Origin of the sequence: Corallococcus terminator (genome assembly GCF_049194865.1) — a bacterium.
Taxonomy (GTDB): Bacteria; Myxococcota; Myxococcia; order Myxococcales; family Myxococcaceae; genus Myxococcus; species Myxococcus terminator_A.
The window spans coordinates 19,866-42,143 of record NZ_JBLZWL010000082.1; the positions used below are offsets into that span (position 1 = coordinate 19,866).

Here is a 22,278-nt window from a genome sequence, read left to right on the forward strand (position 1 = left end):
CACTCCTGGAAAGCACAGGGTCTGTACAAGGCTTGAGCTGTCTGGGGACACACAGACGTTCCCCACGCGTCGGGCCGCGCCCCGGTGTACACAGGGGCCATGAGCAGCCCTGTCTCCTTCTTCCTGATGCCCCCCGAGGGACTCGCCGGTGTGCTGACCCGCGCGCGGCTCGCGGCCATGCGCTCCACCGTGGCCGAGGGCCTGGAGGACCCGGAGGAAGACGATGACGAGGTCCTGCTCCTGGAGCTGATGGACCACCTGTCCCGGCACGGCGCGGACACCCTGCCCCGGCTCCCCGAGCGGCTCGAGGACGGAGTCTGGGACCTGCTCGACGTGCTCGCGGACGAGTTGCTCCACCTGGGCGAGGAAGCACGAGGGGCGCCGCTGGAGCTGGCCACGCAGCTGCATCCCAGCGAGGACGACGTCCAGGCGGCGGAGGCCGTCATCGGCGCGTCCTGCGCGGAGCCCCTCCAGCGCCTCTGGCGCTTCGCCGTCTGGGGCCGCCTGCCCGGACAGGACACTCCCACCAACACGGGCTTGAAGCGCGCGTACCCGGCCCTCGGCTACTGGACGGGCTCCGAGGTCCGCCAGCTTCGCGAGGGTCTGCGCGAGCACCTCGACGGCGCTCCCGACTACAAGCCCCACCTGCGCTCCGCCCGCATCCGCTCCTGGCTTCAGCGCAAGCTGACCCTCGCGCGACGCGGAGACCCGGCCCGCGCGCTCGACGCGGCCACGCACGCCCTGGACAAGGCCTCCCGCCAGGGCATGGGCATCCTCTTCGTTCGCTGAAGCCCCGTCGTCACGCGAGGCCGCGCGCCAGGCGCCCCAGTGTGGACACCGCCGCCTCGATGCGCGGCGTCCACGGCTGGCCACAGCTCAAGCGGATGAAGTTCCGGTACGAGTCCGGCCGCGCGGAGAAGATGGGCCCGGGCGCGATGCTGATACCCGCCTCGATGGCGCGCGCATGCAGCTCCAGCGAGTCCACCTTCGGCGGCAGCTCCACCCACAGCAGCGAGCCACCCGACGGCCGAGCCACCCGCGTCCCCTCCGGGAAGTACTCCGCCACGCCCCCGGCCATGCTCTCCACCTGGGACCTGAGGTGGCGGCGCAGCGAGCGCAGGTGCCGGTCATACCCGCCCTCTTCCAGGAACCGAGCGATCGCGAGCGGCGGCAACGACGCCGTGGCAATCGTGTGCGAGAACTTGAGCAGCTCCACCCGCTCACGGAACCGCCCCGGCGCCGAGTACCCCACGCGAAACCCCGGCGCGAGCGTCTTCGAGAACGAGCCACACAGCAGCACGTTGCCCGTCGTGTCGAAGGACTTGCACGTGCGCGGACGCTCCGCGTCGAAGTGCAGGTCGCCATACAAGTCGTCCTCGATGAGCGGAACGCCTCGCGCCTCCAGCATCGCCACCAACCGACTCCGCCGGGGCTCCGGCATGCAGCTGCCCACCGGGTTGCTGAAGCTCGGCACCACCAGCACCGCCGCCACGCGCCGCCGCTCCAGCGCCGCCTCCAGCGCATCCAGCTCCATTCCATGTCGCGGCGAGCACGGAATCTCCAGCGCCCGCAGCCCCAGGGACTCGATGGCCTGGAGCGTGCCGTAGTACGCCGGGGACTCAATCGCGATGGTGTCCCCCGTGCGCGCCACCGCGAGCAGGCTCAGGTGAATCGCCTCCGCCGCGCCACAGGTGATGATGAAGTCCTCGGGCGCCAGCGCCCCACCCCAGTCCAGCGAGCGCCGCGCCAACTGCTGCCGCAGCTCCGGACATCCGGGAGGCGCGTCGTACAGCACGCCCACGTCCCCCGCCTCCCGCGTGAGCGCGTTCAGCTCCCGGTACAGTCGCCGCGTGGGCAGCAGCTCCGGCGCGGGCCACGCACCCCCGAGCTGCACGATGCGCGGGTCCCTCATCGCCTGGTACACGCGGGACACCAGGCCGCTGACGGTGACGGGGGTGGCGCTCGTCGCGGGCCGCGACACCTGCGGCTCGGCGAGGCGGGGCCGCTCGCGGCGGCGCACGTAGTGGCCCGACTGGGGCCGCGTCTCGATGAGCCCCACCGACTCCAGATGGAGGTACGCCTGGAGCACGGTGGAGATGCTCACCCGCTCGCGCAGGCTGAGCTGGCGCACCGAGGGCAGCCTGTCTCCGGCGCGCAGCGTCCCCGCGGCGATGGCTTCCTCCAGTCGCTCGGCCACCTGCTCGTACAACTTCGGTTTGTGTGCCAGCGCGCCCATGCCACCTCCGACGAGATGCCGTCCCGCGACCCGTATCGGTAACGGGCCCGCCGCCCGCTGCCCAGATACACCTGCCCTCATGCCGGACCGGTACAGTTCCTCGCCTGGAGACTGTACTGGTCACAATGACAATCGGCTGCATCTGTTCTGTTCCCGTGGCGGGGCGCATGTTGGCTCTCGCAAGGAGGTCATGGAGCCATGGAGTCGATGTTCGCTCTGTCGGGGCGGGGTTGGTGGAGCACGCTGTGGAATCACCTGAGGCCGGAAGCCCACCTGGAAGCGGAAGCAGGCTGCATCGGCCTGTTCCAGGGCGCGCTCTGGAGTCGACGCCTGCAAGGGAGCGAGGGCCTGTCGCTCACCTGCACCGAGGGCCGGCTCTGGCTCACCTTCGAGCAGGACTCGAGGGACTACGTCCTGGAGCCGGGAGCCACCGTGAGCCTGGAGCAGACGGGCCACGTCGTGGTGCAGGCCCTGCGGCCCGCGCGCTTCCGCCTCGCGAGAGACGGCCAGCGGCCTTGTCCCCCGTGAGGCCTCACCCCTCCTGCTTCACGGGCACGGGGACAGCCACTCCAGCCGCACGCTGGCCGGGCACGCTCAGGAGGAAGGCCGCGCCCATGACCAGCAGCAACACGGGAAACAACGCGCCCTGCTCGAACCCCGCGGCGAAGGACAGGTTCGGCTGAGGCGCGCGGAACGGGAGACTGGCCAGCGCCAGCCCACCGTGCAGCGTGAAGAACAGCCCGGTCAACACTCCCACGGGCCGCGAGCGCCACAGCGCACGCACTCCCATCAGGACACTCCCCAACAGCAGTCCCTCCAGCAAGGCCCGGTAGAGCAGCACGGGATGCCGCGCGGGGAGGATGTGGTGCAGCTCCGCGAGGAAGGACGCATCCGCGCGCGCCAGCCCCACCACCTCGTGCCCGGGTGCGTAGGCCAGCGTGGACACGTCGAACGACGGCGTCGCGACGGGCTGGAAGTCCGGCAGCCCCACCTCCGCTGGGAAGCGCACGGCCCAGGGAACAGAGGTCACCTGCCCCAGCGGGGCTCCTTCCATGAACCCCGCGAGCGCTCCCAGCAGGAACCCCAGCGGCGCGAGCACCGCCAGCGCATCCGTCACCTGGAGCCACGAGCGCCGCCGCTGACGCGCGAAGTACACCGTGAAGGCCAGCACCCCCAGCACGGTCCCCAGCACCGACGCGCCGCCCTGCTTGAACTGGAAGAAGACGGAGCCGTCCCGGGAGAAGTCGTCCCACTGGTGCAGCAGCACGTACCCCAGCCGCCCGCCCAGCATCACTCCGAGGAGGCCCGCGTGGAGCACGAACCCGGACACCTCCTGTCTCTCGAAGGGCCCTTCACCTCGCGCGGCCTGGCGCCGGAGCACCGCGAACACGAGCAGGAAGCCCACCAGGTACGCCGCTCCCGTCCAGCGCAGGGAGAGCGTGTCGGAGAAGCGGAACAGGAAGGGACTGAAGCCATGCAGGAAGTGGGTGTCCACGACGCCTCGCGCTGGCGGGCCACGGGAGGAAGACACGCGCCCTCCTCCCATGGACACGGGTTTGCGGCTACTTGAAGAAGTCCTCGGCGGGGATGTTCGTGAGCTCCTTCCCGACGACCTTCCGGAAGTAGAGCGTGGTCGAGCCGTTGCTGTTGGTATCGGCCTTCTGGTAGCGGAAGCCATCCAGCTTGCCGTCGGCGAGCAGCCGATTCCAATCCGTCCCGTTGACGCGAATGGTCGCGCTGGGACCACAGCAGTTGTAGGTGACGTCCGACGTAATCACCCCTCCGCTCCAGGACATCGACATACAGCTCTGTTCATACAGGCCCAGCTTCACCGTGGCCGAGCCCTGATTCATCGTCTTGATGCAATCCTCGGCACCCTGCGCCGTCCCCTGGGACAGACACAGCCAGACCAGACACAATCCCGCCATCATCTTCTTCATGGGGTTCACCCTCCGTGGGTTTCGAGTCAGGGCTACAGCAGCGGCTTGCTGGCGGTCTCGGTGGCCTTCGTGTCCACCTTCTTGTTCTTCGGCTCCTGCTTCGCGGCCTTGTCCTCCTCGAGCGTGAGCGTCTTGGGCTCGGCGGACTTGGACTCAGGCGCCGGCTTCGCAGTGGCGGGAGGAGGCGTCTTGGCCGGCGGGGTCTTGTCCGCGGCGAATGCTCCGGACGCGACACAGACAAGGCACAACGTCACCCAGCTCTTCATGGGAATAATTCCTTTCAGGACTGAAGGGATTCACGGGCCCCATGAATGACGCGAAGCCACACCACGACGGGCCCATTCGCACTGTTACCGCGTGGCATCCAACTCACAATCACCCTGGCATGCGTGTTGCTGTTGAAATTGAGACGGCGAAAGCGCTACCGGAGGCTCCTCTTCAGGTAGAGCGCGAACGGCACGTGGGTGATGTCCTCGCCGGAGAGGGGGACTTCCAGCGTGCCGTCATACCGCGCGGGCCTGCGCCCCCTGGAGACCACCTCCGGCTGGATGGTGATGCTCATCCCCACCTTCAGGAACGCCTCCCGTGAGTCCTCCACCTCGGGGGCCTTCAGTCCGAAGTAGAGATCCAGCTCGTAGCGCTGTGTCAGCTCGTTCGCGCGGAAGGCCGCGCGCTCCACGAGCAGCTTCTCCTCCAGCTTCTTCAGGACGCCAGGGATGAAGTCCACCTGGAACGTCCCCTCCAGCGTCTGGATGACATCCTGGACGCTCTTGAGCGAGTGGGGGTCGACAGCGATATCGAGTGCCATGGCGCGCCTCCGGCAAGACAACCGCGTGGACAGGCCCTCGCCGGAGCGCTCCGCGTCGCGAAAGCCAGACACGTCGAACCCCGGCCGGGGCGCACGTGATAGCGCACCGTCCCGAACAGGCCAGGAGGTCATCTGGCGGGGACGTCGACTCCGCGACAGGGAGGAAGCCCTCGTGTCGGGAAGTCCGCGAGCCGGGGACTGTCTGCCTTCACACGGCGGGCTCGGACCGCGGGGCGACGCGGGAACACCTTAGCCGCCCGAGGGGCCCCCTGGAACTCGAGGGGGCCTCGGGACGATGAGGCGGCTCAGGGCACCGTGAGGATTTCGGCGCCCTGCTCGGTGACGAGCAGCGTGTGCTCGAACTGCGCGCTGCGGCTGCCGTCCGCGGTGACGGCGGTCCACCCGTCATCCCACGTGCGGTGGCCCCAGCCGCCCTGGTTGATCATCGGCTCGACGGTGAAAATCATGCCCGTCTGCATGACGGTGTCGGCCTCCGGCTCGTAGTAGTGCGGAATCTGGAGGGCCGTGTGGAACGTCTCGCCGATGCCGTGGCCACAGTAGGCGCGCACCACGCTCACGCCGTTCTTCGTGGCGTGATTCTCAATCGCGCGGCCAATGTCGCTGATGGGACGGCCGGGCTTCACGGCGGCGAGGCCCTCGTTCAGACACTCGCGCGTGACTCGCACCAGTCGCTCGCTCTCCGGCTGCGGAGTGCCCACGAAGTACGTGGCCGAGCAGTCCCCGTGCACCCCATCCAGGAAGATGGTGATGTCCAGGTTGACGATGTCCCCATCCTCGAGCGCGCGGCTGTCGGGGATGCCGTGGCAGATGACCTCGTTGACGGAGGTGCACAGCGACTTGGGGAAGCCGTGGTAGTTGAGCGTGCTCGGGTAGCCGCCCCGGCGGATGTACGCCTCGTGGGTGATGGCATCCAACTCGTCGGTGGTGATGCCCGGGCGGACGTGGCTGGCCACCTCCTGGAGCACCTCCGCGGCGGCCTTGCAGGCGCGGCGCATGCGCGCGATGACGTCCGGCGTCTTGATGTCGGAGTCTCCGCCCCGGCGCGGCGGCCGACCGGACACGGCGTAGTCCGGACGCGGGATGTTCAGGGGCACGTCGCGGCGGGGGCTGATGATGCCCGGCCGGATGCCCTGGCGAGCCACCTCGGGGCCCTTCTTGCGAGCCTCCACGGCGTCGGCGCCACGGTGACACTTCTTGTACTTGGTGCCGCTGCCGCACCAGCAAACGTCATTGGGACCAGGCAGCACGGCGGGAGGGGTACGGGGACTGGCGGTGGTCATCACTCAACTCCGGTGTGGACCGTGTCGGACTTGCGGGCGCGCAGCCAGCGCAGCACCTGGGGACGCAACCACAACCGGGGACGGCCCGTGCCCAGGTCCAGGATGGGGCGGGGCATGTCCGGGTAGCGGCGCAGATAGGTGCTGACGCTGTTGGAGTGGCGCAGCTGCAGCAGGCCGGCCACGCCCTGGGCGTCGATGAGGTCTTCGGTCTTCACCATGGGACACATGAAGGGCCTGTCTATACCCTTAGACACGGCCCGGCGCACGGCTTTTACCGCCTCCCCGGGTGGGGGGCGGCCGGGCGGACAACCCCACTGGGGCCTTCCGGACAGCCTCGGGGGTGCCAGGGCGGGTGGGGGCAGAGCAGACCCGCGCTCCCTTGGGGGCCCTGGATTCCTGCCTGGGAGGTCGTCTCTCGGGGACCCACCATCACGGGTCTCGCATGGGGCACTCAACCTGCTAGGTTCAGTGACTCCCAGGAGACCTCTGACGACCATGAGCACGCGGACCCCACCGATGAATCCGGACTCCCTCCCTCCGGGCCACGTCATCACCAACTGCTGGCGCGTCATCGAGCGACTGGGGGTGGGCGGGTATGGCGTCGTCTATCGAGTGGAGCCCCTGGACACGCCGGGCCACTACTTCGCCCTCAAGCTGGCCCGCGACCTCTCCGAGGGCCGTGCGTTGCGCGAGTTCACCCTGCTGCTGGACCGCGCGGTGCATCCCAACGTGGTGGCGGTGCACGCCTGTGCCCGCTGGCCGGACATCGCCACCGGCTACTTCTACTTCGTCATGGACTGGGTGCCCGGGCCTCCGCTCCACGTCTGGGCGGACCACCACAACCCCACTTACCGGCAGCTCCTGGAGACGATTCGTCGCGTGGCGCTGGCGCTCGACACGCTGCACGCGGGGGACGTGCTGCACCGGGACCTCAAGCCGGAGCACATCCTCTTGAGGACTCCCGAGGGAGACCCGGTGCTCATCGACCTGGGCGCGGGCGTGTACACCGGTGCGCCCACGCTGACCACCGGTCCCCTGCCCCCGGGGACGCTCTATCTGCGCAGCCCGGAGGCCGTCCGCTTCCACCAGCGCCACTGGCGTCACCCGGTAGCCCGCTACACCTCAGTGGCCACCGATGACCTGTATGCGCTGGGGGTCTGTCTGTACCGCGCCGCCACGGGCCACTACCCCTTCCTCCCCGACTGGCCGGCGGACGTGCTGTGCGCCGCCATCACCTCGCAGGAGCCGCCAGCGCCCTCCACGGTGAATCCGCGCGTGCCGGCGGCGCTCGACGCGCTGGTCCAGCGGATGTTGGACAAGGACCCCGCGCGGCGCTTCCAGAGTGGCGCGGAGCTGGCCTCGACGCTGGTTGTCACCTTGGAAGGGGCGCCCGGCGGGTCCTGGGATGAGCCCCTCTTTGATTGGGCGGAGCCTCCGCTCGACACCGTGGACGGAGCGCCGTCTCCAGCCCTGCGCCGCGTGCGCCGTCCGGAGTGGGCGTCGCACCTGCGCAAGCCTCCGTCGAGGACGCGGGCTCGGCTGCAGCAGCTGTGGGCCACCGTGATGGGCATCTTGCGTCCACCCCCACCACAGCCCGCGCCGTGGATCTCGCCCGGATACGCCACGCTGGAGGGCCAGGCGCGACGGATACATCCCCATCCTTATCGACGCCTGCTGTTGGCCCTGGCGGGAGTGGCGGCGTTGGGCGTGTTGGGGATCTGGTGGGTGGTCGGATGGAGACAGACAACTCCACAGGTAACCCATGAAACCAACGCCTCTACTGGTCAGAAACTGGCCAGCCCGCGTGAGTCGCCGCACAGTAGCGGAGTCGCGATTTCGCCATCGGCGGAGCTCACCCCCGCGACCGTCGCCCCCGTGGCGTCGTCACTCCAGGACCCCACTCCCGTGAAGAAGGCCCCCGCCCTGTCCGCGTCGCCCCCCGCCCCCGTGAAGCAGCACTCCTCTCTGGCCCGTATGTCCAAGGTGGCATTGGCTTGTACTGGGCTCGCCTGCGCCAGCTCACCGGCGCTGGTGAAACGCCAGCCAGTGCCTCCCGCCGAGGATTGCCCGCCCGGAGCGTTGGAGACCATGGAGCGGCTCAACATGGAGTTATATCACCAAGGCGCCGCCTCCATCGGGGAGCGGGACAATACCGGGCTCGTCGGCGCTGACATCACCCTCCGCGAGTCGCGAATCTCGACCCAGCTGGACCGATCGATCGGAGTGCTCCGCCCAGGAACGCAACTCATCACGAACATCTACATTACATCCACCCGAGTCTATGGCCGAATCGTCGAGGCGCGATTCAAGGGCAAGAGCTATCCCGTCTGCCTCTCGTATGTCCACCCCAACCAGAGAGGGGTGTATGGCATTCCCACCAAGGCAGGCAGCAACGATGAGCATGCGGTCGTGTACAACAAGTTCGCCGTGCGCGTCGTTGATCGCTTCCAGGAGACCGGTGACGAGGAGGAGTAGCACGCGTCGTCCGCGCCCCCTCCTGCGGCTCGTGGTGTACCTCGTCGCCATGAGCATGTGGAACGGGCCCGCCCTGGCTCAGTCTCACACGTCGTCGCCTTCTTCGGAGGTTCGTCGCATCGAACTGGGGACACGACACGCTCCAGCACCTGCCGAGATCTTTATTCGTCCCGGAGGCACCACCGTGCTCCTGTTCGACACACCTCTCGCACGAGACGCCGTGACGCTGGAGGGACGGGAGCGCTTTCACCGTGTGGTCCTGGCCGAGGACACCCTCGTGCTCTTGCCCTCGGACAAACTCCAGGAAGGCACACGGCTTCGCCTGACCCTGCGCTACGAGGACGGCTCCCCTCTCAAGGCAGCGAGCTTTCTCCTCGTCGTGACCCCGGGGCACTTCGATGCGCAGGTGGAGATCGTGAGCGCTCCGCCGAGCGTGCGCGACGAACTGACCGAGACCGCCCAGCTCGAAGGCGAGCTTTTGAGGCTGCGTGAGGAGAACGCGAGGCTTCGAGCTCAGCAGGGTCCAACAGGTCTGACAGGGCTCTTCGCCACAGGGTTCCTGAGCGAGCAGGGCCTTCTCGGCGGCGCACTCGGCCAGGACCTCCTCGCAACGACCCAGTCCATTTTGTCTCGCGACACACATGCGCATGCATTCAGGAGCAGGTCCCGCGTCGCGGTAGCACTCTTGCTGGCTTCAGCCGGTGGCCATCCCCCGTGGACCGTGAGCCGAGCCACGCTCACGGACACCCTGAGTCGCCGCTCTCGTGAGCTGCGGGTCTGGCAGTCGAAGCCCCTGGTCGATGGCGACACCGAGGTGTTGCTCGTCCTGGAGACAGAAGCCAACTCGCGTGAACTGCAAGGCACCTACACACTCGAACTGCGCGACGGAAAAGACTCACGAACTGTCATCATCGGACCCGTGCGCTTCCCTCAAATGTAAGCGGGTAACAGCCTCCTCGGCCAGTCATGGTTCGTCCAGCGCGCCGAGGTGTGACTGAGCAATCCGGCGGTAGTGCGGGACGACTTCAACCGCGAGCACCTCCAGAAACGGCTCTCGCGCGCCATCCTTGTCGCCAGCTTCCTCTCTTCTCGCGGACTCGACTATGGCGCGTGACAGGCGGCGCGACCCGACTCGGATGCGCTTCGCTATCTCGCTCAAGAGTCCGGCAGCACCTTCATCACTCGACAGCGCCTTCTCGGCCTCCGCTGCCGGCATGGCGACGTCCGACGCCGTCACTCGCAGAAGACGGCGAAGCTCATCCGTGAGGACCAACGGTTGTCCTTGGTCAGTGACGCGCTGGTTCAGATGCCAGATTGCGTCCCAATCTTTATGGTCGGGCATCCGTAGGTCTCTTAACCTAGACTTCCTCGAACTTCGCGCCCGTGATCATCGCACGCTCCATGGCCGCCTTGATGTCCTCCGTGACGATGAGGGCGACTGTCCACCCCCAGGTGCGGAAGACCTTGGCGTCTCCCACTTTCTTGCGGTCAATCCGCATACCCGCCACGCATCGGTACTGGCCGAGCTTATCCGGTCGCTCGTCCTCTGGCTTCCAAAGCAGAATCTCTCTCGATGCCTTGTCATCGATGCACCGGAGAACCTTCGTGGCCACGAGTATTTGATACGCGTCTGGGTAACCTTTGACATCCACAGGTATCAGTTGCACGTCGTCGGGCGCCAGTTCAGCGAAGAGGGTGGCTACCTTGATGTGAACAACTGGGGTCAGGGCAGCGCCTGCCGTGCTGTAGTCCAACCGCCTTCCGGGCACGTCGATGGGGATCGACAGGCGGCCAGAGACATGAACGGGTCGTCCCGACGTGAACTCCCTGAAGTTCTCCATTTCGTGGCCCTGGCCATCAAGCGGTTCATCCAGGGACCATTTCCCCTTCTGCATATCCGGTTCGAGCGAGAAGTATCGAGGTTGTTTCGGCATGGTGGACCTCCTGATTACCTCACAGGCTGTTTCATCAAAAGCCTGTAGACTTCCGTTCCTCGGGTCTGGGCTTCTTTGGCGAGAATGCGAAGTTCGTCCGTGAGTGCCTTCCGGCACTCCGCGACCTTCCGGCACTCCCCCAATCCTTGAAGTAGTCGCCTGTAGATGAATGAGTGGTACTGCTCGCTGTGTGGTCCCTTGTGCCCCACGATTTCGACGATGTTTTCGGAATCCTTCAGCTCCATCCCTGCCCGCCTGAATAGTTTTCGGAACTCCGGTGTCCAGGGCCCTCCATTCGCGGTGGAGACTTTGTTCTTGTTCGTGGCGATGTGGTGGCGCTGTCCCCTGCCGGAGCGCATTCCCTGGCCTGCCATGGCGACGGCGTTAGGGGCGAGCGCGATGGTGAAGCCGTCCGCCGCCACCTTGACTGACCGCACACTCCCCACCGCTGCGTACTGGTAGCCCGCTTGAGTCTCCACGGCCATCGCGGCTTGCGCGGAGCCGGGCAGTCTCGCCGCTTTCGCGGCCAACCCTGCCGTGCTGCCGATAGCGGCCGTGGCGAGCATCACAAAGACGCGCGCCGCATTCTCGCCGAGGACTTCGCCATACGCCTCGCCCGACAAGATGAGCTGCTCGAAGGTCGTGGCCTGGTCCACCTCGTGCACCAGGGTCAACCACCCGTCCAGCAGGCGCCACACCGTGTCCACGCCCAGGTAGGCAATGGCAAGGGCTGTCATGGTCGCGGCGACGCCCTTTGAAATCGGCTCGGGTAGCGCCCAGAGCAGCAGGTACATCGTCGCCGCGGCCGTGATGGTGGCCATGACCGCGCCGGGGTCCGTCATGCCCTCCAATGTTTTGGCCGTCTCCTCCCACACCGAATCCATCGCGATGGCCAAGGCCCACGTGTATTTGCCGTCGCTGGCCAGCAGGGGGCCTTCCTCCAACAGCCGCAAGCAGTCCCCGGGTTGATCCTTCCGCATGCACCACTGGCCGTATGCGCGCGTCAGCTCGTCATCCGCGTACGACTCCAGCAGGTGGGGACCGTCGGCGTCCTCTCGACGCTGGGGGGTAAGGTGCGGGGGGCGACTCTCGAATCGGTACACCCCGCTGCGGGACGGCACGCCGAAGAGTTCTCGGGCTTCCTGCATGGGGTTGCGGAACGGACGCACGTCCCGGGCAAGTTCAGAGATGGCCTCCTTATATTCGTCGTCGCCGAGTTCGGCCGCTCCCACTTCCGCGCCTGGCTCCTCGCTAGGGGTGACGACGTAGGAGTCAGTTCCGGTATCCAGCCGCACGACTCGGCTCGGCGTGCAGCCAGTAACGGCCGCGAGCAAGAGCAGCAGCAGCGCCCAGCGAAGCAACATGGCGTGTCTCCCAGCCAGTGGCCCGCCACAAAGCAGGCGCACCCTGGAAATACCAGAAGACAATGACATTCCGCCAAGGCTAACTCGCACAGGACTGGGAGCAGGGAGCTGGAGGACATGCTGCCCGCATTTTCATGTTGCGCACACCGGGTAAATCTCACGCGCGGTCATCCTCGAACCGGTGCGATTGCCTAGGGTGTGAACGGGCAACACTCTCCCCGGTCCATCATGGGTCTTCCAGCGCGTCGAGATTTATCTGAGCGATTTCCCGGTAGAGCGGCACGACTTCAACCTCGAGCAGATCCAGAAACGGCTCGCGCGCGCCCTCCTTGTCGCCAGCTTCCTCTCTTCTCCCTGACTCACTGAGAGCGCGCGACAGACGACGCGACCCTACACGGATGCGCTTCGCTATCTCCTTCAAGAGTCCAGCAGCACCTTCATCACTCGACAGCGCCTTCTCGGCCTCTGCTGCCGGCATTGCGACGTCTGACGCCGTCACTCTCAGAACGCGGCGAAGCTCATCGTTGAGAACGAACGGTTCTCCCTGGTCGGTGACGCGCTGGTTCAGCACCCTGATTGCGTCCCAATCTTCGTGGTCGGGCATGCGCAAGGCCTCCTAACGTTGACGGCACTTATCAAATGGCCATTCGCGCTGGCCCTCGCAGTAGCGCAGGCAGTCATAGCAGGGCCCCATCCATCGAGGCTTGTTCTCGGACTTGCAGCGAACGTAATTTTCCACGCAGTCCTGCTTCCAGCCTTCGTCCGGGTCATCGTCCTCGGACTCGGAGGTGGCGAGGGTGGCTGTCGCCGCCGCCCCAGTCGCGAGGATGGCGGCGGCTTCCGCGCTGGTGAAGCCACAAGCAGCAGGGTTTCCGGATGCGCCTGGAGACAACACGTCTCGCTGTCCAGACAGGTGGGCCCAGCGGTGGCGCACCGGAGCGAGAGCACGGCAACCAGGACTGGGAGCATAGAACCGGAGACCAAGCTGCTCGCATTTTTCATGGTGCGAACACTACAGAACCCCACCCACTCCTCTGACCCACGCCGCGCATCAGGACACGTCCCGCGAGCCCACAGCTACAGCCGCGGACGCCCCTCCACCCGTGGGACGACATCCCCGAGCATCCTCAGCGCAGCTCCTGGGCGAATCGCTCACGATACTGCCCCTGGAGCGTCTTCAGCGCCTCCGCCATGCCCACGGCGCGGTACTGCTCCGCCAGGAGTCGCCACGCCTCCCTGTGCAGGGGCTCCAGCGCCACGACGCGTTCCAGGTGCGTCCGCGCTTCCTCGCGGGGACCGGACGTGGAGGCCAGCAACCCCAGGAGGAAGTGCGCCTGCACCGCCTCCTCGTGTGCGGCCACCGCGCGCCGACACGCCGTCCGCGCGGGCCCAGTCCTTCCAGCGCGCAGGTGGACTTCGCAGTCGACCACGTGCCGCACCGCCGCGTTCGGGAACTCGCGCTTCAACCAAGCGAGTCGTGCCTGCGCCTTCCCCGCCTGCCCCTTGTCCAGATACGTCGTGACGTCCTTGGCCGCGCGGATGAGCTCTCCCTCCCGCTCCACCGCGACACCGCTCACGGAGACGTCCACCGGCAATGCCATCCATCGTCGAGTCTGCGACGCCCAGGCCCGCAGCGGCTCGGCCCAAGCCCCACCTCCCGCCTTCTGGGTGGCCTGCTCGGCCCAGGTGAGTGAGGAGGTCTGCTTGAAGAGCGCCGCGAGGTCTCCCCAGACTTCGGGCTGCGTTCCCGGGTTCGCCTCCATCCGCTGCCGCGCTCGCACGAGGTGGCCTTGGGCTTCCAGGTGATGCTCCTGCTGAAGGTCCAGGACCGCGAGCTGAAGCAGGGAGGCGGCCTCGGTGGGGAACTTCTCGGCGACGGCTTCGCACTTCTCCCGGGTCGCCGGCAGCTTTGGCGCGACCCGCGTGTCCAGGTAGCAAGCCAACACCTGGAGGCGAACGTCCCCCGAATAGCGCCGCGCGAGGGGCGCCATCTGCTGGGCGGCGACCTCCACGCGCCCCTCCTTGTCGAGCGCGAGGACTTCGTCGAGCCGACGCCGGTCCTCGGGTGACATGGAGTCCTTGGACTGGTGCTGGGCCAGCGGCGCCCTGCCCTCGCGGACCTTCGCGAGCCATTCGACGACAGCCTCCTTCTCCGGTCCCTCCCAGTCCGGCGAGGACGTCGCGGCCAGCTGTGCACCCAGCTCGGTCGCCCAGGCCCGCGCGGCCTCGTCATCACGACGACCCGCCGAGACATGGCGAAGGCTGGTCGCGAGCAACGCCAGCGTCTGCGACCCGAAGGCCGCCTGATTCGGCGCGTAGCGCGGGTACATCATCCAGTGCGAGTTGCGCACGTGGAATGCCCCCAGCGTGTGCGCCCACTCATGCAGGAAGACAGACGTCTCCTTGTGCGCCTTCCGCTCCTGATAGAGCGTCTGCCGTTCATTCTGGGGCAGGTGGATCAACGCCTCCATGATGGCGCGGACCTCCTCCGGGTTCCCCATCTCGCGCAGCACACAGTGGCGTCCGAACATCCGCGCCATGCCCAGCTCATGATGCGCGGAGGAGAAGAACTTGAGCGTGGAGACGAAGCCGACCACCAGGTCCACGTCCTCGCCCGGGTCCTCCAGCTCCAGCGCTGCCAGCGAGCCCTCCAGCTCGCCCTCGACACCGCGATGCGCCCACTCGCGCGTCGACTCGAGCTCGAAGACGACGCCCAGCGGCCCCCGGACGACCGCGCTCGCGCGCTGCAACTGGGACACGACGCTGCTTCGCCAGCGCAGCACCTGCTCCCGGTAGTCCGCATCCGCATAGACCCGGACCCGAAGCTTCCGGACCGGCCCCGCGGACGCCTGCGACGAGGACTCCAACTTCGCGGGCGCGAGGGTTCGTGCGTGTTCCCGTGCATAGTCCACGGGTCGCTTCACACACGACAGCCCAAGAACACCCACCCCCATCACCAGCAGGGCAACACGCGCCGCCAATCCCATGACACGACCTGTGCTCATCCATTCCCCACACGCGAAGCGCGCCTGGCTCTCACCCGGATTCCCAGTGCCAGCGTGCGACGCGGGAAGGTGAGCCTGACAGCGCGGCGGCGACGGATGCAAGCATTCCGCCCGCGCGGACCTCCGTCACCACCTCGGGGCTGGAGACGGTGTTCGCGTGCCTCGCCGGGGAAGACCTGGCGGCCTGGCTCCGGCCAGTGCCCGCCGCCGAACGAGCAGGCGAGCACCTGTGGCGGAACGGGCAGGTGCTCGACATAAGTCCCGCCGTGGAGCCACTGCGAGTCATGCGCATGGCGCTCGGAGAGCGTGCCCAGGTGAGCCTGTGCGCCTGCCAACGCGCTCGCCACAGCCCTTCCGCGAGCGCGTCCCCGAATCCAGACGAGGCCTGTTCGAAGGCAAGGACGACGTCAGACCGGGAGCCCCTCGGCCGCGAGCGCCTTGCGCACCGCTGGACGCGCGGAGACGCGCTCCATGAACGCCATCAGCTTTGGGAAGCCGGACAGGTCCACCTTCACGTACTCCGCCCAGCGGGTGACGGTGTAGAGGTAGGCATCGGCGACGCCGAAGGTGTCACCGAAGAGGTAGGCGCGAGTGGCCAGTCGCTCCTCGATGAGCGTGTAGCGCTTGAGCAGGTACGCCGTGCGCTCCTCGCGCGTCACGTCCGGCGTCGTCGGCCTGAAGAGCGGAGCGTACGTCTTGTGCAGCTCGGAGTTGATGTAGCCGAGCATCTCCAGCACACGGTAGCGCTCGCGGCTGCCCGCAGCGGGCATCAGCCCCGCCTCGGGCCGCAGGTCCGACAGGTACTGTACGAGCGCGGGGCCCTCCGTGAGGACCTCGCCCGGCTCCAGCTCCAACGCGGGCACATAGCCCTTCGGGTTGATCTTCCAGAAGTCGCCGCCCGACTGGAGGACCTTGGTCTGGGTGTCGACCTTCTCGAGCTGGAGCTCGAGCCCCGCCTCGTGCGCGACGATGTGGGGAGACAGCGAGCAGGCGCCCGGGGAGAAATAGAGCTTCATCGGCTTCCTCGTGGTGGATGGGAACGACGGTGCATCACTAACGGGCCCCGGTTACCTTTGGATAGTGGCGCGAGTAAGGTCAGCGCACTTTCCACTCACCTCGCGGTAACTGCCCATGTCCCTGAAGCTGCGGAAGAGCAAGGCCCCACCCCCGCCCCCGGGCTGCCCCATTCACGCCTGCATGTCGTTGCTGGGCGGAGCGTGGACCACCAACGTCGTCTGGCAGCTCTCCGGTGGCCCCCGGCGCTTCGGGGAGCTGCTCCACGACATCCCCGGCATCTCGCCCAAGGTGCTCACCACGCGGCTGCGCGAGCTGACGAAGAAGGGCGCGGTGACGCGCGAGGTCCTCCCCACCTCGCCGCCCTCCGTGGAGTACACCCTGTCCTCGCTCGGCCTGGAGCTGGTGCCAGTGATTGACTCCATCGTCCGGGTGGGTACCCGGTTGCGCGAGGGGACCCTGGCCTCGCATCACCACGACAATCCCACACACCGCTCCCGACGCCAGGCCTGACCTCCGCTGGCAGAAACACCTCCGGCAGAGAAGTAGCGGTGGCACACGGCGGACATGCCGCCCATGCTCGCATCCTCGTCCTGAGAGCATTGCTCGCGATGCGACTCACTCCACGTCTCGCGCGTGGAGCTCCGGCCCTGGACGTCGCATCAACCCCGCGCACGGCCCCACGCACTTTCAGCGCACCAGCGTCGCGCACGTCAGGCAGTAGCGCGCCTCGGGAATCGCGCGCAGGCGATGTCTCCCCATCGCACCACCACACCGCTCGCAGCGGCCGAAATACCCGCCAGCGATTCGCTGGAGCGCCGCGTCGATGTCGAGCAACTCCTGCCGCTCCGCGTCGGAGAGCGGCGTGCTTGCTTCCGGAACACTCGGCGGGAGCCAGGTCCGTGACCTCAGGCGCTCGCCGCGCTGCAACAGGGCGTCACGCGCCTCACGAGCCAGACTGTCCATGCTTCGCTCCCGCCACCCCATGCCGGGCGCATCCGTCGCTTCCATCGCGACCTTCCTTTCCCAGAGGGAGAGTGGAGGCCGGGCATTTCAGAAAACATGCCACGTCACTCCCGAGCCTCCCGCCGTCCGCCGCCCGCAAGGCTTGCGCGGCCCCCAGCAACTTCCGCAGCCCTTGCGGAAGCACGGCCCGCCCGCCTGCCCGGCTCACGGCCGCTACTGCTCGAAGGGATAGATGACCTTCCAGTCCTTCTTCATGTCCGCCAGGTACCAGCCGCGTCGAGGCGCCTCGTCCAGCCCTCGTGAGAGCTTTCCGATGTGAGCGTTCCGGTCATACGCCCACTCCCGCGCCGCGTCGGTGTGGTGGACGAAGAGCCCGAAGCGCGGCCCCGCACCCGAGGTCGTCCACTCCAGCATCTCGAAGTCCCCATCCGAGTTGCCGAAGGCCGCGAGCGGTCGCCGCCCGATGACCTGCTGGATGCCCACCGGCTTGCCCGCCTTGTCGTTGAGCAAATCCAACTCCGGCAACAACAAGAGCGACGGCGTGCCGTCCCGGACCTCGTAGCGCAGCTTCGCGCGACTGCCGATGACCTGCTCGGGGGGAATCTCATACACGCGCTCGGCCCAGGCGCGCATGAAGCCCACGTCACCGCCCGACACGATGAAGGTCTTGAAGCCACTGGCCCGCAACAGCGCGAGCAACTCCAGCATCGGCTGGTAGACGAGCTCCGTGTAGGGCCGGTCGAACCTCGGATGCGTCGCCATGGCAATCCACTGCTTCACCGTGGCGTCGAACTCCTCCGTGGTGACCCCCGCGTGCGTGGCCGCCACCAGCTCCATCAACCCGCGCTCACCGCTCGCGGCCACGGCCTTGAGGTCTCCCTCGAGCACGCCCTGGAACGGCTGCTGGTGCCGCCACTCGGGATGCTGGGGCGCGAGCGCCTTCACGCGGTCGATGACGAAGGCCAGCTCCACCGCGATGGGCTGCTCGGTCCACAGCGTGCCGTCGTTGTCGAACGTGGCGATGCGCGCGTCGACGGGCACGAAGTCGGGCCCGCCCTCGCGGGTGACTCGCGCCACGAAGTCGAGCAGCGCCGCCTTCGTCGGGCCGTCATTCCAGGAAGGCAGCGGGTCCCGACTCCCGGCGACACTCGCGGTACCCGAGCCCCCCTGAGCAAGAGTCGCGGGCTCGTGCGCCGCATGGTGCGTGGACCTGCACCCGGTGGTGAAGAGGAGCGCGCATCCCAACGCCAACACCCAGGCGGAGCGGACGACAGGCCTCGTGGGCATCGCATGACTCCGCGGCCCAGGCGACGAAGTTCCAGCCATGCACTCCCCCTCGCGAGGCCGCGCGTCATGGGCGGCGTCACACCGCAACCTGCGCATCGACTCCCCTGCCCCCATCGCCCCGCCGCCGGAGGGAACCGTGGAGTGGTGAGCGAAGGCGCCGCGAGACAGGTAACAGCCCCTGTCGTCACGGCGACCCGGGGTCTTCGCCCGGCCGCACCACGAAGGCCTGGTCCGGGCCGTCCTTGAAGCAGAGTGACCCATGAGGCACGAAGGCGGCCCCGGGTCCCTCGTCACCGCGCGGGGCGGCGCGGCGCGGACCTTTGTGAACGGCAGGCGACGAGGCCGAAGACAGGCATCGACTTTTGGCGCGGGACGGGGCAAGCCAGCAAGTCCTATGCGCTCGCAAACTCCCGGTCCCCCGCCCGAGCGGGGCTTGTTCTGCAACCGCACCCTCAACCTGCGCGCCATCAAGGCCGTGGGCTACGACATGGACTACACACTCATCCACTACCGAGTGGAGGCGTGGGAACGCCGCGCCTACGAGCACATCCGTGACAGGCTCGTCGCGCAGGGCTGGCCCGTGGGTGACCTCCAGTTCGACCCGGCGCTCGCCATCCGGGGGCTCATCATCGACACGGAGAAGGGCAACCTGCTCAAGGCCAACCGCTTCGGCTTCGTGAAGAAGGCCCTGCACGGCACGCGCTCCATGGACTTCATCACCCAGCGCGACGAGTACTCCCACACCGTCATCGACCTGCACGAGCGCCGCTGGGTGTTCCTCAACACGCTCTTCTCGTTGTCGGAGGCGTGCCTGTACTCGCAGCTGGTGGACCGGCTGGACGCGGGCCAGCTGCCGGGGCCCATGGGCTACGCGGACCTCTACGAGCACGTGCGCAAGAACCTGGACGCCACGCACATGCAGGGTCAGCTCAAGGCGGAGATCATCGCCGACCCGGAGCGCTACGTGCTGGACGACCCGGAGACGCCGCTGGCGCTCCTGGACCAGAAGAACGCGGGCAAGAAGCTCCTGCTCATCACCAACAGCGAGTGGGCCTACACCGAGCCCATGATGCACTTCGCCTTCGACAAGCACCTGCCCGAGGGCATGACGTGGCGGCAGTTGTTCGACGTGGTGATTGTGTCCGCGCGCAAGCCGGAGTTCTTCACCACCCGCTCCGCGCTCTTCGAAGTCGTGGCGACCCAGGGCGAGGCGCTCTTGCGCCCGCACTCCGGCCCCTTCAAGGCGGGCACGCCGTACTTCGGCGGCAGCGCGCTGGAGCTGGAGCGCCACCTGGGCATGAGCGGCGACGAGATTCTCTACGTCGGCGACCACATGTTCGGCGACGTGCACGTGTCCAAGAGCGCGCTGCGCTGGCGCACGGCGCTCATCCTCCGCGAGCTGGAGGACGAGGTGCGCGCCATCGCCGCCTTCCGCCCCACCGAGGCGCGGCTGGCCGAGCGCATGGTGCTCAAGGAGAAGCTGGAGTGGGAGAGCTGCCAGCTGCGCCTGGAGCTGCAGCGGCGCCGCGCGAACTACGGGCCCCGGACGGACGCGCTCACGGAGTCGGAGCTGGTGACCCGGCTGGGCGAGCTGCGTGAGACCCTGGAGGGACTGGACGCGGAGCTGGGCCCCATGGCCCGCGCCGCCACCGAGCTGTCCAATCCCATCTGGGGCCTGCTCACCCGCGCGGGCAATGACAAGAGCCACCTGGCCCGCCAGGTGGAGCGCTACGCGGACATCTACACGTCGCGCGTCTCCAACTTCCTGTTCGCCACGCCCTTCGTCTACCTGCGCAGCCCGCGAGGCAGCCTGCCGCACGACCCCAGCCTCCCCGGCGGCACCCCCGTCTTCCCCGCCACCGACACGGGCGGCGGCATGGCGGAGGCCGAGTAACCGGCCCCTCGGGCGGGCCCAGGCTCGCCTGCCTGCCCTGGGCAGACTACCCAGGTGCGCGGAATCACTGGATTTTCGTTCAGTGCCCTCTTCAGAGGGGCAAGCAGGCATTTCCCCTCTGAAAGGCCATGTCAGACCCCCCAGCTAAGAGTTGTGGGGTGAGCCACTCGACCCAGAACAGCTCTTCAACGCGCGTGCTCGAGCAGCGGAACCTGCTCGGAGGGATGGACCTCAAGCCCGTGCTCGGCGGTGGAGGGCGCAAGCGCGCCCGCAGCTTCCATGTCGCCACGGAGAAACGGGTGGGCTTCGCCGCGGCGCTGGCGCTGGTGGTGGAGCATGGCCGCGAGAAGGCCAAGGAGACGGGCGTCACGTCGCTCAAGCAGTGCCCGCGCTGCAACCACGTGGGCCCCACGGAGCAGGACTTCGGCTACCGCATCATGAGCGGCGAGCGCCGGCCCCAGTCCTGGTGCCGGGGCTGCCGGGGGCAGCACCGGGAGGCCGAGGCCAGCGAGTCCACGCAGACGACCAGCGTCTCGCACAGCGAGGAAGGCTGGCTGTTCCCGCCCGAGACGACGACGAGCACCCGCCCGCCCCGGCGTGGCAAGCGCTCGTCGACGTGAGCCGGGTGGGCTGAAGAACCTTTCCGCCGAGGGCCTCGGGGCTCCAGGCTCCGGGTCGACCCCGTGGCCGGGCCCTCTCCCTCGGGGGAGGACGCGAGCGGCCGGGCGGTCCCCCGACACGGAGCGCGGAGCACAAAACCCAGCCCCTGCTCCTGCCCCTGGAGGGGATTGGAAAAGCCGTGGCGCCGTCCTTACCTCACCAGGGAAGGAGGCATCATGGCCGTTCGGACCAAAATGGCGGGAGTGAAGAACAAGCGACGGGTGGCTTCGGCGGACGAAGCGCAGCCCAACGTCCAGGCCAGCAACGGGCGCAAGACGCTGCCCCGAGATGAGGCGGCCGCGCTGCGCCGCACGAAGAACCTGTCGCGAGTGACGCTCGGCCCCGCGGCGGAGACACATGAGCCCAAGAGCAACACCCGGCGCCGCACGGCGCTGAACGGGCGCAAGAAGGCGCCCAGCGAGATGGCCATCAAGCATCGGGGCGGACCGCGCAAGCGCGCGCGCCTCCACGGCGGCTGACAATCCCAGCCAAGGCCGGCTTCCACAGCCACGCCGCCCCGTCCGGAATCCCGGGCGTGGGCGGTGTCGTCGTCTCGGGGGTTCAGCTCGCGGCGCGCTGGCGGCGCAGGCGGGTGACGAAGGCCTCGAAGGCGACGTAGGACAGGGGCAACATCAGGGCGAAGGAGAGGGTGAGGCCCGTCAGGTAGGGGAAGGACAGGGGCTCGCGCAGGTGCGCGCCGATGGACGCGATGAGGCTCCCGGGGTGCGTGAGCACGTGCCAGCTGTTCCACCGCTCCACGCGGCCCAGGTAGATGCCATAGCCGCACAAGAGCGAGGTGACGCCGACGAAGGCCCAGGCGCTGCGCCGACCCCAGCGCTCCTCCAGCCACTGCTTCCATATCTCCAGGGAGAGCAGGCCCAGCATCCACCCGGTGGCGGCGAACAGCGCGAGCAGGGCCGCATCGAACCACAGCGGGACGACGGGGCGCTGGTGCAGGTGGATGAAGTCAGTGAGGAGATAGGGCGCGTTGGGGAACAGCGCGAGCCAGCCCGCGGCGAGCGGCGCCAGCACCCAGCCGCGTCCCTGGCCCCGCACCATGAAGACCCGCGCGAGCAGGGCGAGGGTGTAGGGCGCCCAGGCGAGGAACAGGTTCCACGCGAGGAAGGCGAAGCTGGCGCGCTCGCTCCAGTCGAGGCGAATGGCCAGCAGGCACGCCGCGAGGACGGTGCACAGCACCGCGGGCAGCAGACCATGGCGACGCGACACGGACAGCAGGGACATGGGAGTGGACATGACGTGCGGTGGTGGAGCCGCGCACCGTGGCCCGGTGGCCACGGTGGACGGCGCTGAGGGTGGATGTTCCTTCGGGTGCCTGACATCGGAAGCCCGTGCACGGTGGGTTGGGCAAGGCGCGGGCCAGTGCGGACGTGGGT

The 22,278-nt window shown here is 67.9% G+C and carries 24 protein-coding genes; 8 read left to right on the forward strand and 16 right to left on the reverse strand.

Translation table 11 applies throughout. The features are described 5' to 3' along the window. Positions 1–99: 99 nt before the first annotated feature. Positions 100–789, forward strand: coding sequence for a hypothetical protein (locus tag ACN469_RS25665; RefSeq protein ID WP_498771721.1), 690 nt, complete (start codon positions 100–102; stop codon positions 787–789). Between the two features lie 10 nt (positions 790–799). On the opposite strand, the gene ACN469_RS25670 is transcribed toward ACN469_RS25665, so the two are convergent. Next, a complete protein-coding gene (locus ACN469_RS25670; RefSeq protein WP_498771722.1) occupies positions 800–2,236 on the reverse strand; it encodes an aminotransferase-like domain-containing protein in 1,437 nt (478 codons plus the stop codon). Between the two features lie 198 nt (positions 2,237–2,434). On the opposite strand from ACN469_RS25670, the gene ACN469_RS25675 reads away from it, so the two are divergent. Then, positions 2,435–2,764, forward strand: coding sequence for a DUF2917 domain-containing protein (locus ACN469_RS25675; protein WP_498771724.1), 330 nt, complete (start codon positions 2,435–2,437; stop codon positions 2,762–2,764). A 4-nt stretch (positions 2,765–2,768) separates the two neighbouring features. Here the strand turns inward: ACN469_RS25675 and ACN469_RS25680 are convergent, their stop codons facing one another. The 6 genes from ACN469_RS25680 to ACN469_RS25705 all read right to left on the reverse strand — a co-directional run bounded on the left by ACN469_RS25680 (position 2,769) and on the right by ACN469_RS25705 (position 6,503). Then, positions 2,769–3,767: a prolipoprotein diacylglyceryl transferase gene (locus ACN469_RS25680; RefSeq protein WP_498771726.1), complete on the reverse strand. Its 999-nt coding sequence runs from the start codon at positions 3,765–3,767 to the stop codon at positions 2,769–2,771. 31 nt (positions 3,768–3,798) lie between these two features. Further along, positions 3,799–4,176 carry a hypothetical protein gene (locus tag ACN469_RS25685; RefSeq protein WP_498771727.1) on the reverse strand — a complete coding sequence of 126 codons (378 nt, stop codon included), beginning with the start codon at positions 4,174–4,176 and terminating at the stop codon, positions 3,799–3,801. 32 nt (positions 4,177–4,208) lie between these two features. After that, on the reverse strand, positions 4,209–4,442 hold the full coding sequence (locus ACN469_RS25690; protein ID WP_498771728.1) for a hypothetical protein: 234 nt from the start codon (positions 4,440–4,442) through the stop codon (positions 4,209–4,211). A 155-nt stretch (positions 4,443–4,597) separates the two neighbouring features. Beyond that, positions 4,598–4,984 (reverse strand): hypothetical protein, encoded by a 387-nt coding sequence (locus ACN469_RS25695; protein WP_498771730.1) that lies wholly within the window; start codon positions 4,982–4,984, stop codon positions 4,598–4,600. A 305-nt stretch (positions 4,985–5,289) separates the two neighbouring features. Next, positions 5,290–6,285, reverse strand: a complete 996-nt coding sequence (gene map / locus ACN469_RS25700) for a type I methionyl aminopeptidase (RefSeq protein ID WP_498771732.1) — start codon at positions 6,283–6,285, stop codon at positions 5,290–5,292. After that, complete coding sequence (locus tag ACN469_RS25705) at positions 6,285–6,503, reverse strand: hypothetical protein (protein WP_176437305.1); 219 nt, start codon at positions 6,501–6,503, stop codon at positions 6,285–6,287. The genes map and ACN469_RS25705 overlap by 1 nt, the downstream gene beginning before the upstream one ends. 277 nt (positions 6,504–6,780) lie before the next feature. Here ACN469_RS25705 and ACN469_RS25710 point away from each other — a divergent pair, with 277 nt between their 5' ends. Both ACN469_RS25710 and ACN469_RS25715 read left to right on the forward strand, forming a co-directional pair. After that, positions 6,781–8,760: a serine/threonine protein kinase gene (locus ACN469_RS25710; protein WP_498771734.1), complete on the forward strand. Its 1,980-nt coding sequence runs from the start codon at positions 6,781–6,783 to the stop codon at positions 8,758–8,760. A gap of 55 nt (positions 8,761–8,815) precedes the next feature. Further along, complete coding sequence (locus ACN469_RS25715; RefSeq protein WP_498771899.1) at positions 8,816–9,700, forward strand: DUF2381 family protein; 885 nt, start codon at positions 8,816–8,818, stop codon at positions 9,698–9,700. A gap of 24 nt (positions 9,701–9,724) precedes the next feature. Here the strand turns inward: ACN469_RS25715 and ACN469_RS25720 are convergent, their stop codons facing one another. The 6 genes from ACN469_RS25720 to gstA all read right to left on the reverse strand — a co-directional run bounded on the left by ACN469_RS25720 (position 9,725) and on the right by gstA (position 16,079). Next, positions 9,725–10,102, reverse strand: a complete 378-nt coding sequence (locus ACN469_RS25720) for a DUSAM domain-containing protein (RefSeq protein WP_498771736.1) — start codon at positions 10,100–10,102, stop codon at positions 9,725–9,727. A gap of 16 nt (positions 10,103–10,118) precedes the next feature. Beyond that, positions 10,119–10,694 carry an imm11 family protein gene (locus ACN469_RS25725; protein ID WP_498771738.1) on the reverse strand — a complete coding sequence of 192 codons (576 nt, stop codon included), beginning with the start codon at positions 10,692–10,694 and terminating at the stop codon, positions 10,119–10,121. Between the two features lie 14 nt (positions 10,695–10,708). Further along, on the reverse strand, positions 10,709–12,058 hold the full coding sequence (locus tag ACN469_RS25730; RefSeq protein WP_498771740.1) for an AHH domain-containing protein: 1,350 nt from the start codon (positions 12,056–12,058) through the stop codon (positions 10,709–10,711). 226 nt (positions 12,059–12,284) lie between these two features. After that, entirely contained in the window at positions 12,285–12,662 is a 378-nt protein-coding gene (locus ACN469_RS25735; RefSeq protein WP_498771742.1) for a DUSAM domain-containing protein, read from the reverse strand. Positions 12,663–13,185: 523 nt separating this feature from the next. Further along, complete coding sequence (locus ACN469_RS25740; protein ID WP_498771744.1) at positions 13,186–15,063, reverse strand: hypothetical protein; 1,878 nt, start codon at positions 15,061–15,063, stop codon at positions 13,186–13,188. A gap of 407 nt (positions 15,064–15,470) precedes the next feature. After that, a complete protein-coding gene (gstA, locus tag ACN469_RS25745) occupies positions 15,471–16,079 on the reverse strand; it encodes a glutathione transferase GstA (RefSeq protein ID WP_498771745.1) in 609 nt (202 codons plus the stop codon). A gap of 115 nt (positions 16,080–16,194) precedes the next feature. Here gstA and ACN469_RS25750 point away from each other — a divergent pair, with 115 nt between their 5' ends. Beyond that, positions 16,195–16,590, forward strand: coding sequence for a winged helix-turn-helix transcriptional regulator (locus tag ACN469_RS25750; RefSeq protein WP_498771747.1), 396 nt, complete (start codon positions 16,195–16,197; stop codon positions 16,588–16,590). A gap of 177 nt (positions 16,591–16,767) precedes the next feature. Here the strand turns inward: ACN469_RS25750 and ACN469_RS25755 are convergent, their stop codons facing one another. Further along, complete coding sequence (locus ACN469_RS25755) at positions 16,768–17,088, reverse strand: TraR/DksA family transcriptional regulator (protein ID WP_498771749.1); 321 nt, start codon at positions 17,086–17,088, stop codon at positions 16,768–16,770. 168 nt (positions 17,089–17,256) lie between these two features. Continuing rightward, a complete protein-coding gene (locus ACN469_RS25760; RefSeq protein ID WP_498771751.1) occupies positions 17,257–18,330 on the reverse strand; it encodes an HAD family hydrolase in 1,074 nt (357 codons plus the stop codon). 394 nt (positions 18,331–18,724) lie between these two features. On the opposite strand from ACN469_RS25760, the gene ACN469_RS25765 reads away from it, so the two are divergent. The 3 genes from ACN469_RS25765 to ACN469_RS25775 all read left to right on the forward strand — a co-directional run bounded on the left by ACN469_RS25765 (position 18,725) and on the right by ACN469_RS25775 (position 21,363). Next, on the forward strand, positions 18,725–20,224 hold the full coding sequence (locus ACN469_RS25765) for an HAD-IG family 5'-nucleotidase (RefSeq protein WP_498771753.1): 1,500 nt from the start codon (positions 18,725–18,727) through the stop codon (positions 20,222–20,224). A gap of 128 nt (positions 20,225–20,352) precedes the next feature. Continuing rightward, positions 20,353–20,844 carry a hypothetical protein gene (locus ACN469_RS25770; protein WP_498771755.1) on the forward strand — a complete coding sequence of 164 codons (492 nt, stop codon included), beginning with the start codon at positions 20,353–20,355 and terminating at the stop codon, positions 20,842–20,844. Between the two features lie 216 nt (positions 20,845–21,060). Then, positions 21,061–21,363: a hypothetical protein gene (locus ACN469_RS25775; RefSeq protein ID WP_498771757.1), complete on the forward strand. Its 303-nt coding sequence runs from the start codon at positions 21,061–21,063 to the stop codon at positions 21,361–21,363. 82 nt (positions 21,364–21,445) lie between these two features. Here ACN469_RS25775 and ACN469_RS25780 read toward each other — a convergent pair whose 3' ends face one another. After that, positions 21,446–22,126, reverse strand: a complete 681-nt coding sequence (locus ACN469_RS25780; protein WP_498771759.1) for a DUF1361 domain-containing protein — start codon at positions 22,124–22,126, stop codon at positions 21,446–21,448. Positions 22,127–22,278: the final 152 nt, after the last annotated feature.

What these genes read in the sequence shown, in the direction of transcription:
- ACN469_RS25770 (WP_498771755.1), top strand. Translation starts at nt 20,353, where the DNA reads ATGTCAGACCCCCCAGCTAAGAGTTGTGGGGTGAGCCACTCGACCCAG.
- ACN469_RS25780 (WP_498771759.1), bottom strand. Translation starts at nt 22,126, where the DNA reads ATGTCCCTGCTGTCCGTGTCGCGTCGCCATGGTCTGCTGCCCGCGGTG.
- ACN469_RS25755 (WP_498771749.1), bottom strand. Translation starts at nt 17,088, where the DNA reads ATGGAAGCGACGGATGCGCCCGGCATGGGGTGGCGGGAGCGAAGCATG.
- ACN469_RS25685 (WP_498771727.1), bottom strand. Translation starts at nt 4,176, where the DNA reads ATGAAGAAGATGATGGCGGGATTGTGTCTGGTCTGGCTGTGTCTGTCC.
- ACN469_RS25695 (WP_498771730.1), bottom strand. Translation starts at nt 4,984, where the DNA reads ATGGCACTCGATATCGCTGTCGACCCCCACTCGCTCAAGAGCGTCCAG.
- ACN469_RS25760 (WP_498771751.1), bottom strand. Translation starts at nt 18,330, where the DNA reads ATGCCCACGAGGCCTGTCGTCCGCTCCGCCTGGGTGTTGGCGTTGGGA.
- ACN469_RS25665 (WP_498771721.1), top strand. Translation starts at nt 100, where the DNA reads ATGAGCAGCCCTGTCTCCTTCTTCCTGATGCCCCCCGAGGGACTCGCC.
- ACN469_RS25670 (WP_498771722.1), bottom strand. Translation starts at nt 2,236, where the DNA reads ATGGGCGCGCTGGCACACAAACCGAAGTTGTACGAGCAGGTGGCCGAG.
- ACN469_RS25705 (WP_176437305.1), bottom strand. Translation starts at nt 6,503, where the DNA reads ATGGTGAAGACCGAAGACCTCATCGACGCCCAGGGCGTGGCCGGCCTG.
- ACN469_RS25775 (WP_498771757.1), top strand. Translation starts at nt 21,061, where the DNA reads ATGGCCGTTCGGACCAAAATGGCGGGAGTGAAGAACAAGCGACGGGTG.
- ACN469_RS25675 (WP_498771724.1), top strand. Translation starts at nt 2,435, where the DNA reads ATGGAGTCGATGTTCGCTCTGTCGGGGCGGGGTTGGTGGAGCACGCTG.
- map (WP_498771732.1), bottom strand. Translation starts at nt 6,285, where the DNA reads ATGACCACCGCCAGTCCCCGTACCCCTCCCGCCGTGCTGCCTGGTCCC.
- gstA (WP_498771745.1), bottom strand. Translation starts at nt 16,079, where the DNA reads ATGAAGCTCTATTTCTCCCCGGGCGCCTGCTCGCTGTCTCCCCACATC.
- ACN469_RS25725 (WP_498771738.1), bottom strand. Translation starts at nt 10,694, where the DNA reads ATGCCGAAACAACCTCGATACTTCTCGCTCGAACCGGATATGCAGAAG.
- ACN469_RS25715 (WP_498771899.1), top strand. Translation starts at nt 8,816, where the DNA reads ATGTGGAACGGGCCCGCCCTGGCTCAGTCTCACACGTCGTCGCCTTCT.
- ACN469_RS25735 (WP_498771742.1), bottom strand. Translation starts at nt 12,662, where the DNA reads ATGCCCGACCACGAAGATTGGGACGCAATCAGGGTGCTGAACCAGCGC.
- ACN469_RS25750 (WP_498771747.1), top strand. Translation starts at nt 16,195, where the DNA reads ATGTCCCTGAAGCTGCGGAAGAGCAAGGCCCCACCCCCGCCCCCGGGC.
- ACN469_RS25690 (WP_498771728.1), bottom strand. Translation starts at nt 4,442, where the DNA reads ATGAAGAGCTGGGTGACGTTGTGCCTTGTCTGTGTCGCGTCCGGAGCA.
- ACN469_RS25730 (WP_498771740.1), bottom strand. Translation starts at nt 12,058, where the DNA reads ATGTTGCTTCGCTGGGCGCTGCTGCTGCTCTTGCTCGCGGCCGTTACT.
- ACN469_RS25765 (WP_498771753.1), top strand. Translation starts at nt 18,725, where the DNA reads ATGCGCTCGCAAACTCCCGGTCCCCCGCCCGAGCGGGGCTTGTTCTGC.
- ACN469_RS25710 (WP_498771734.1), top strand. Translation starts at nt 6,781, where the DNA reads ATGAGCACGCGGACCCCACCGATGAATCCGGACTCCCTCCCTCCGGGC.
- ACN469_RS25720 (WP_498771736.1), bottom strand. Translation starts at nt 10,102, where the DNA reads ATGCCCGACCATAAAGATTGGGACGCAATCTGGCATCTGAACCAGCGC.
- ACN469_RS25740 (WP_498771744.1), bottom strand. Translation starts at nt 15,063, where the DNA reads ATGAGCACAGGTCGTGTCATGGGATTGGCGGCGCGTGTTGCCCTGCTG.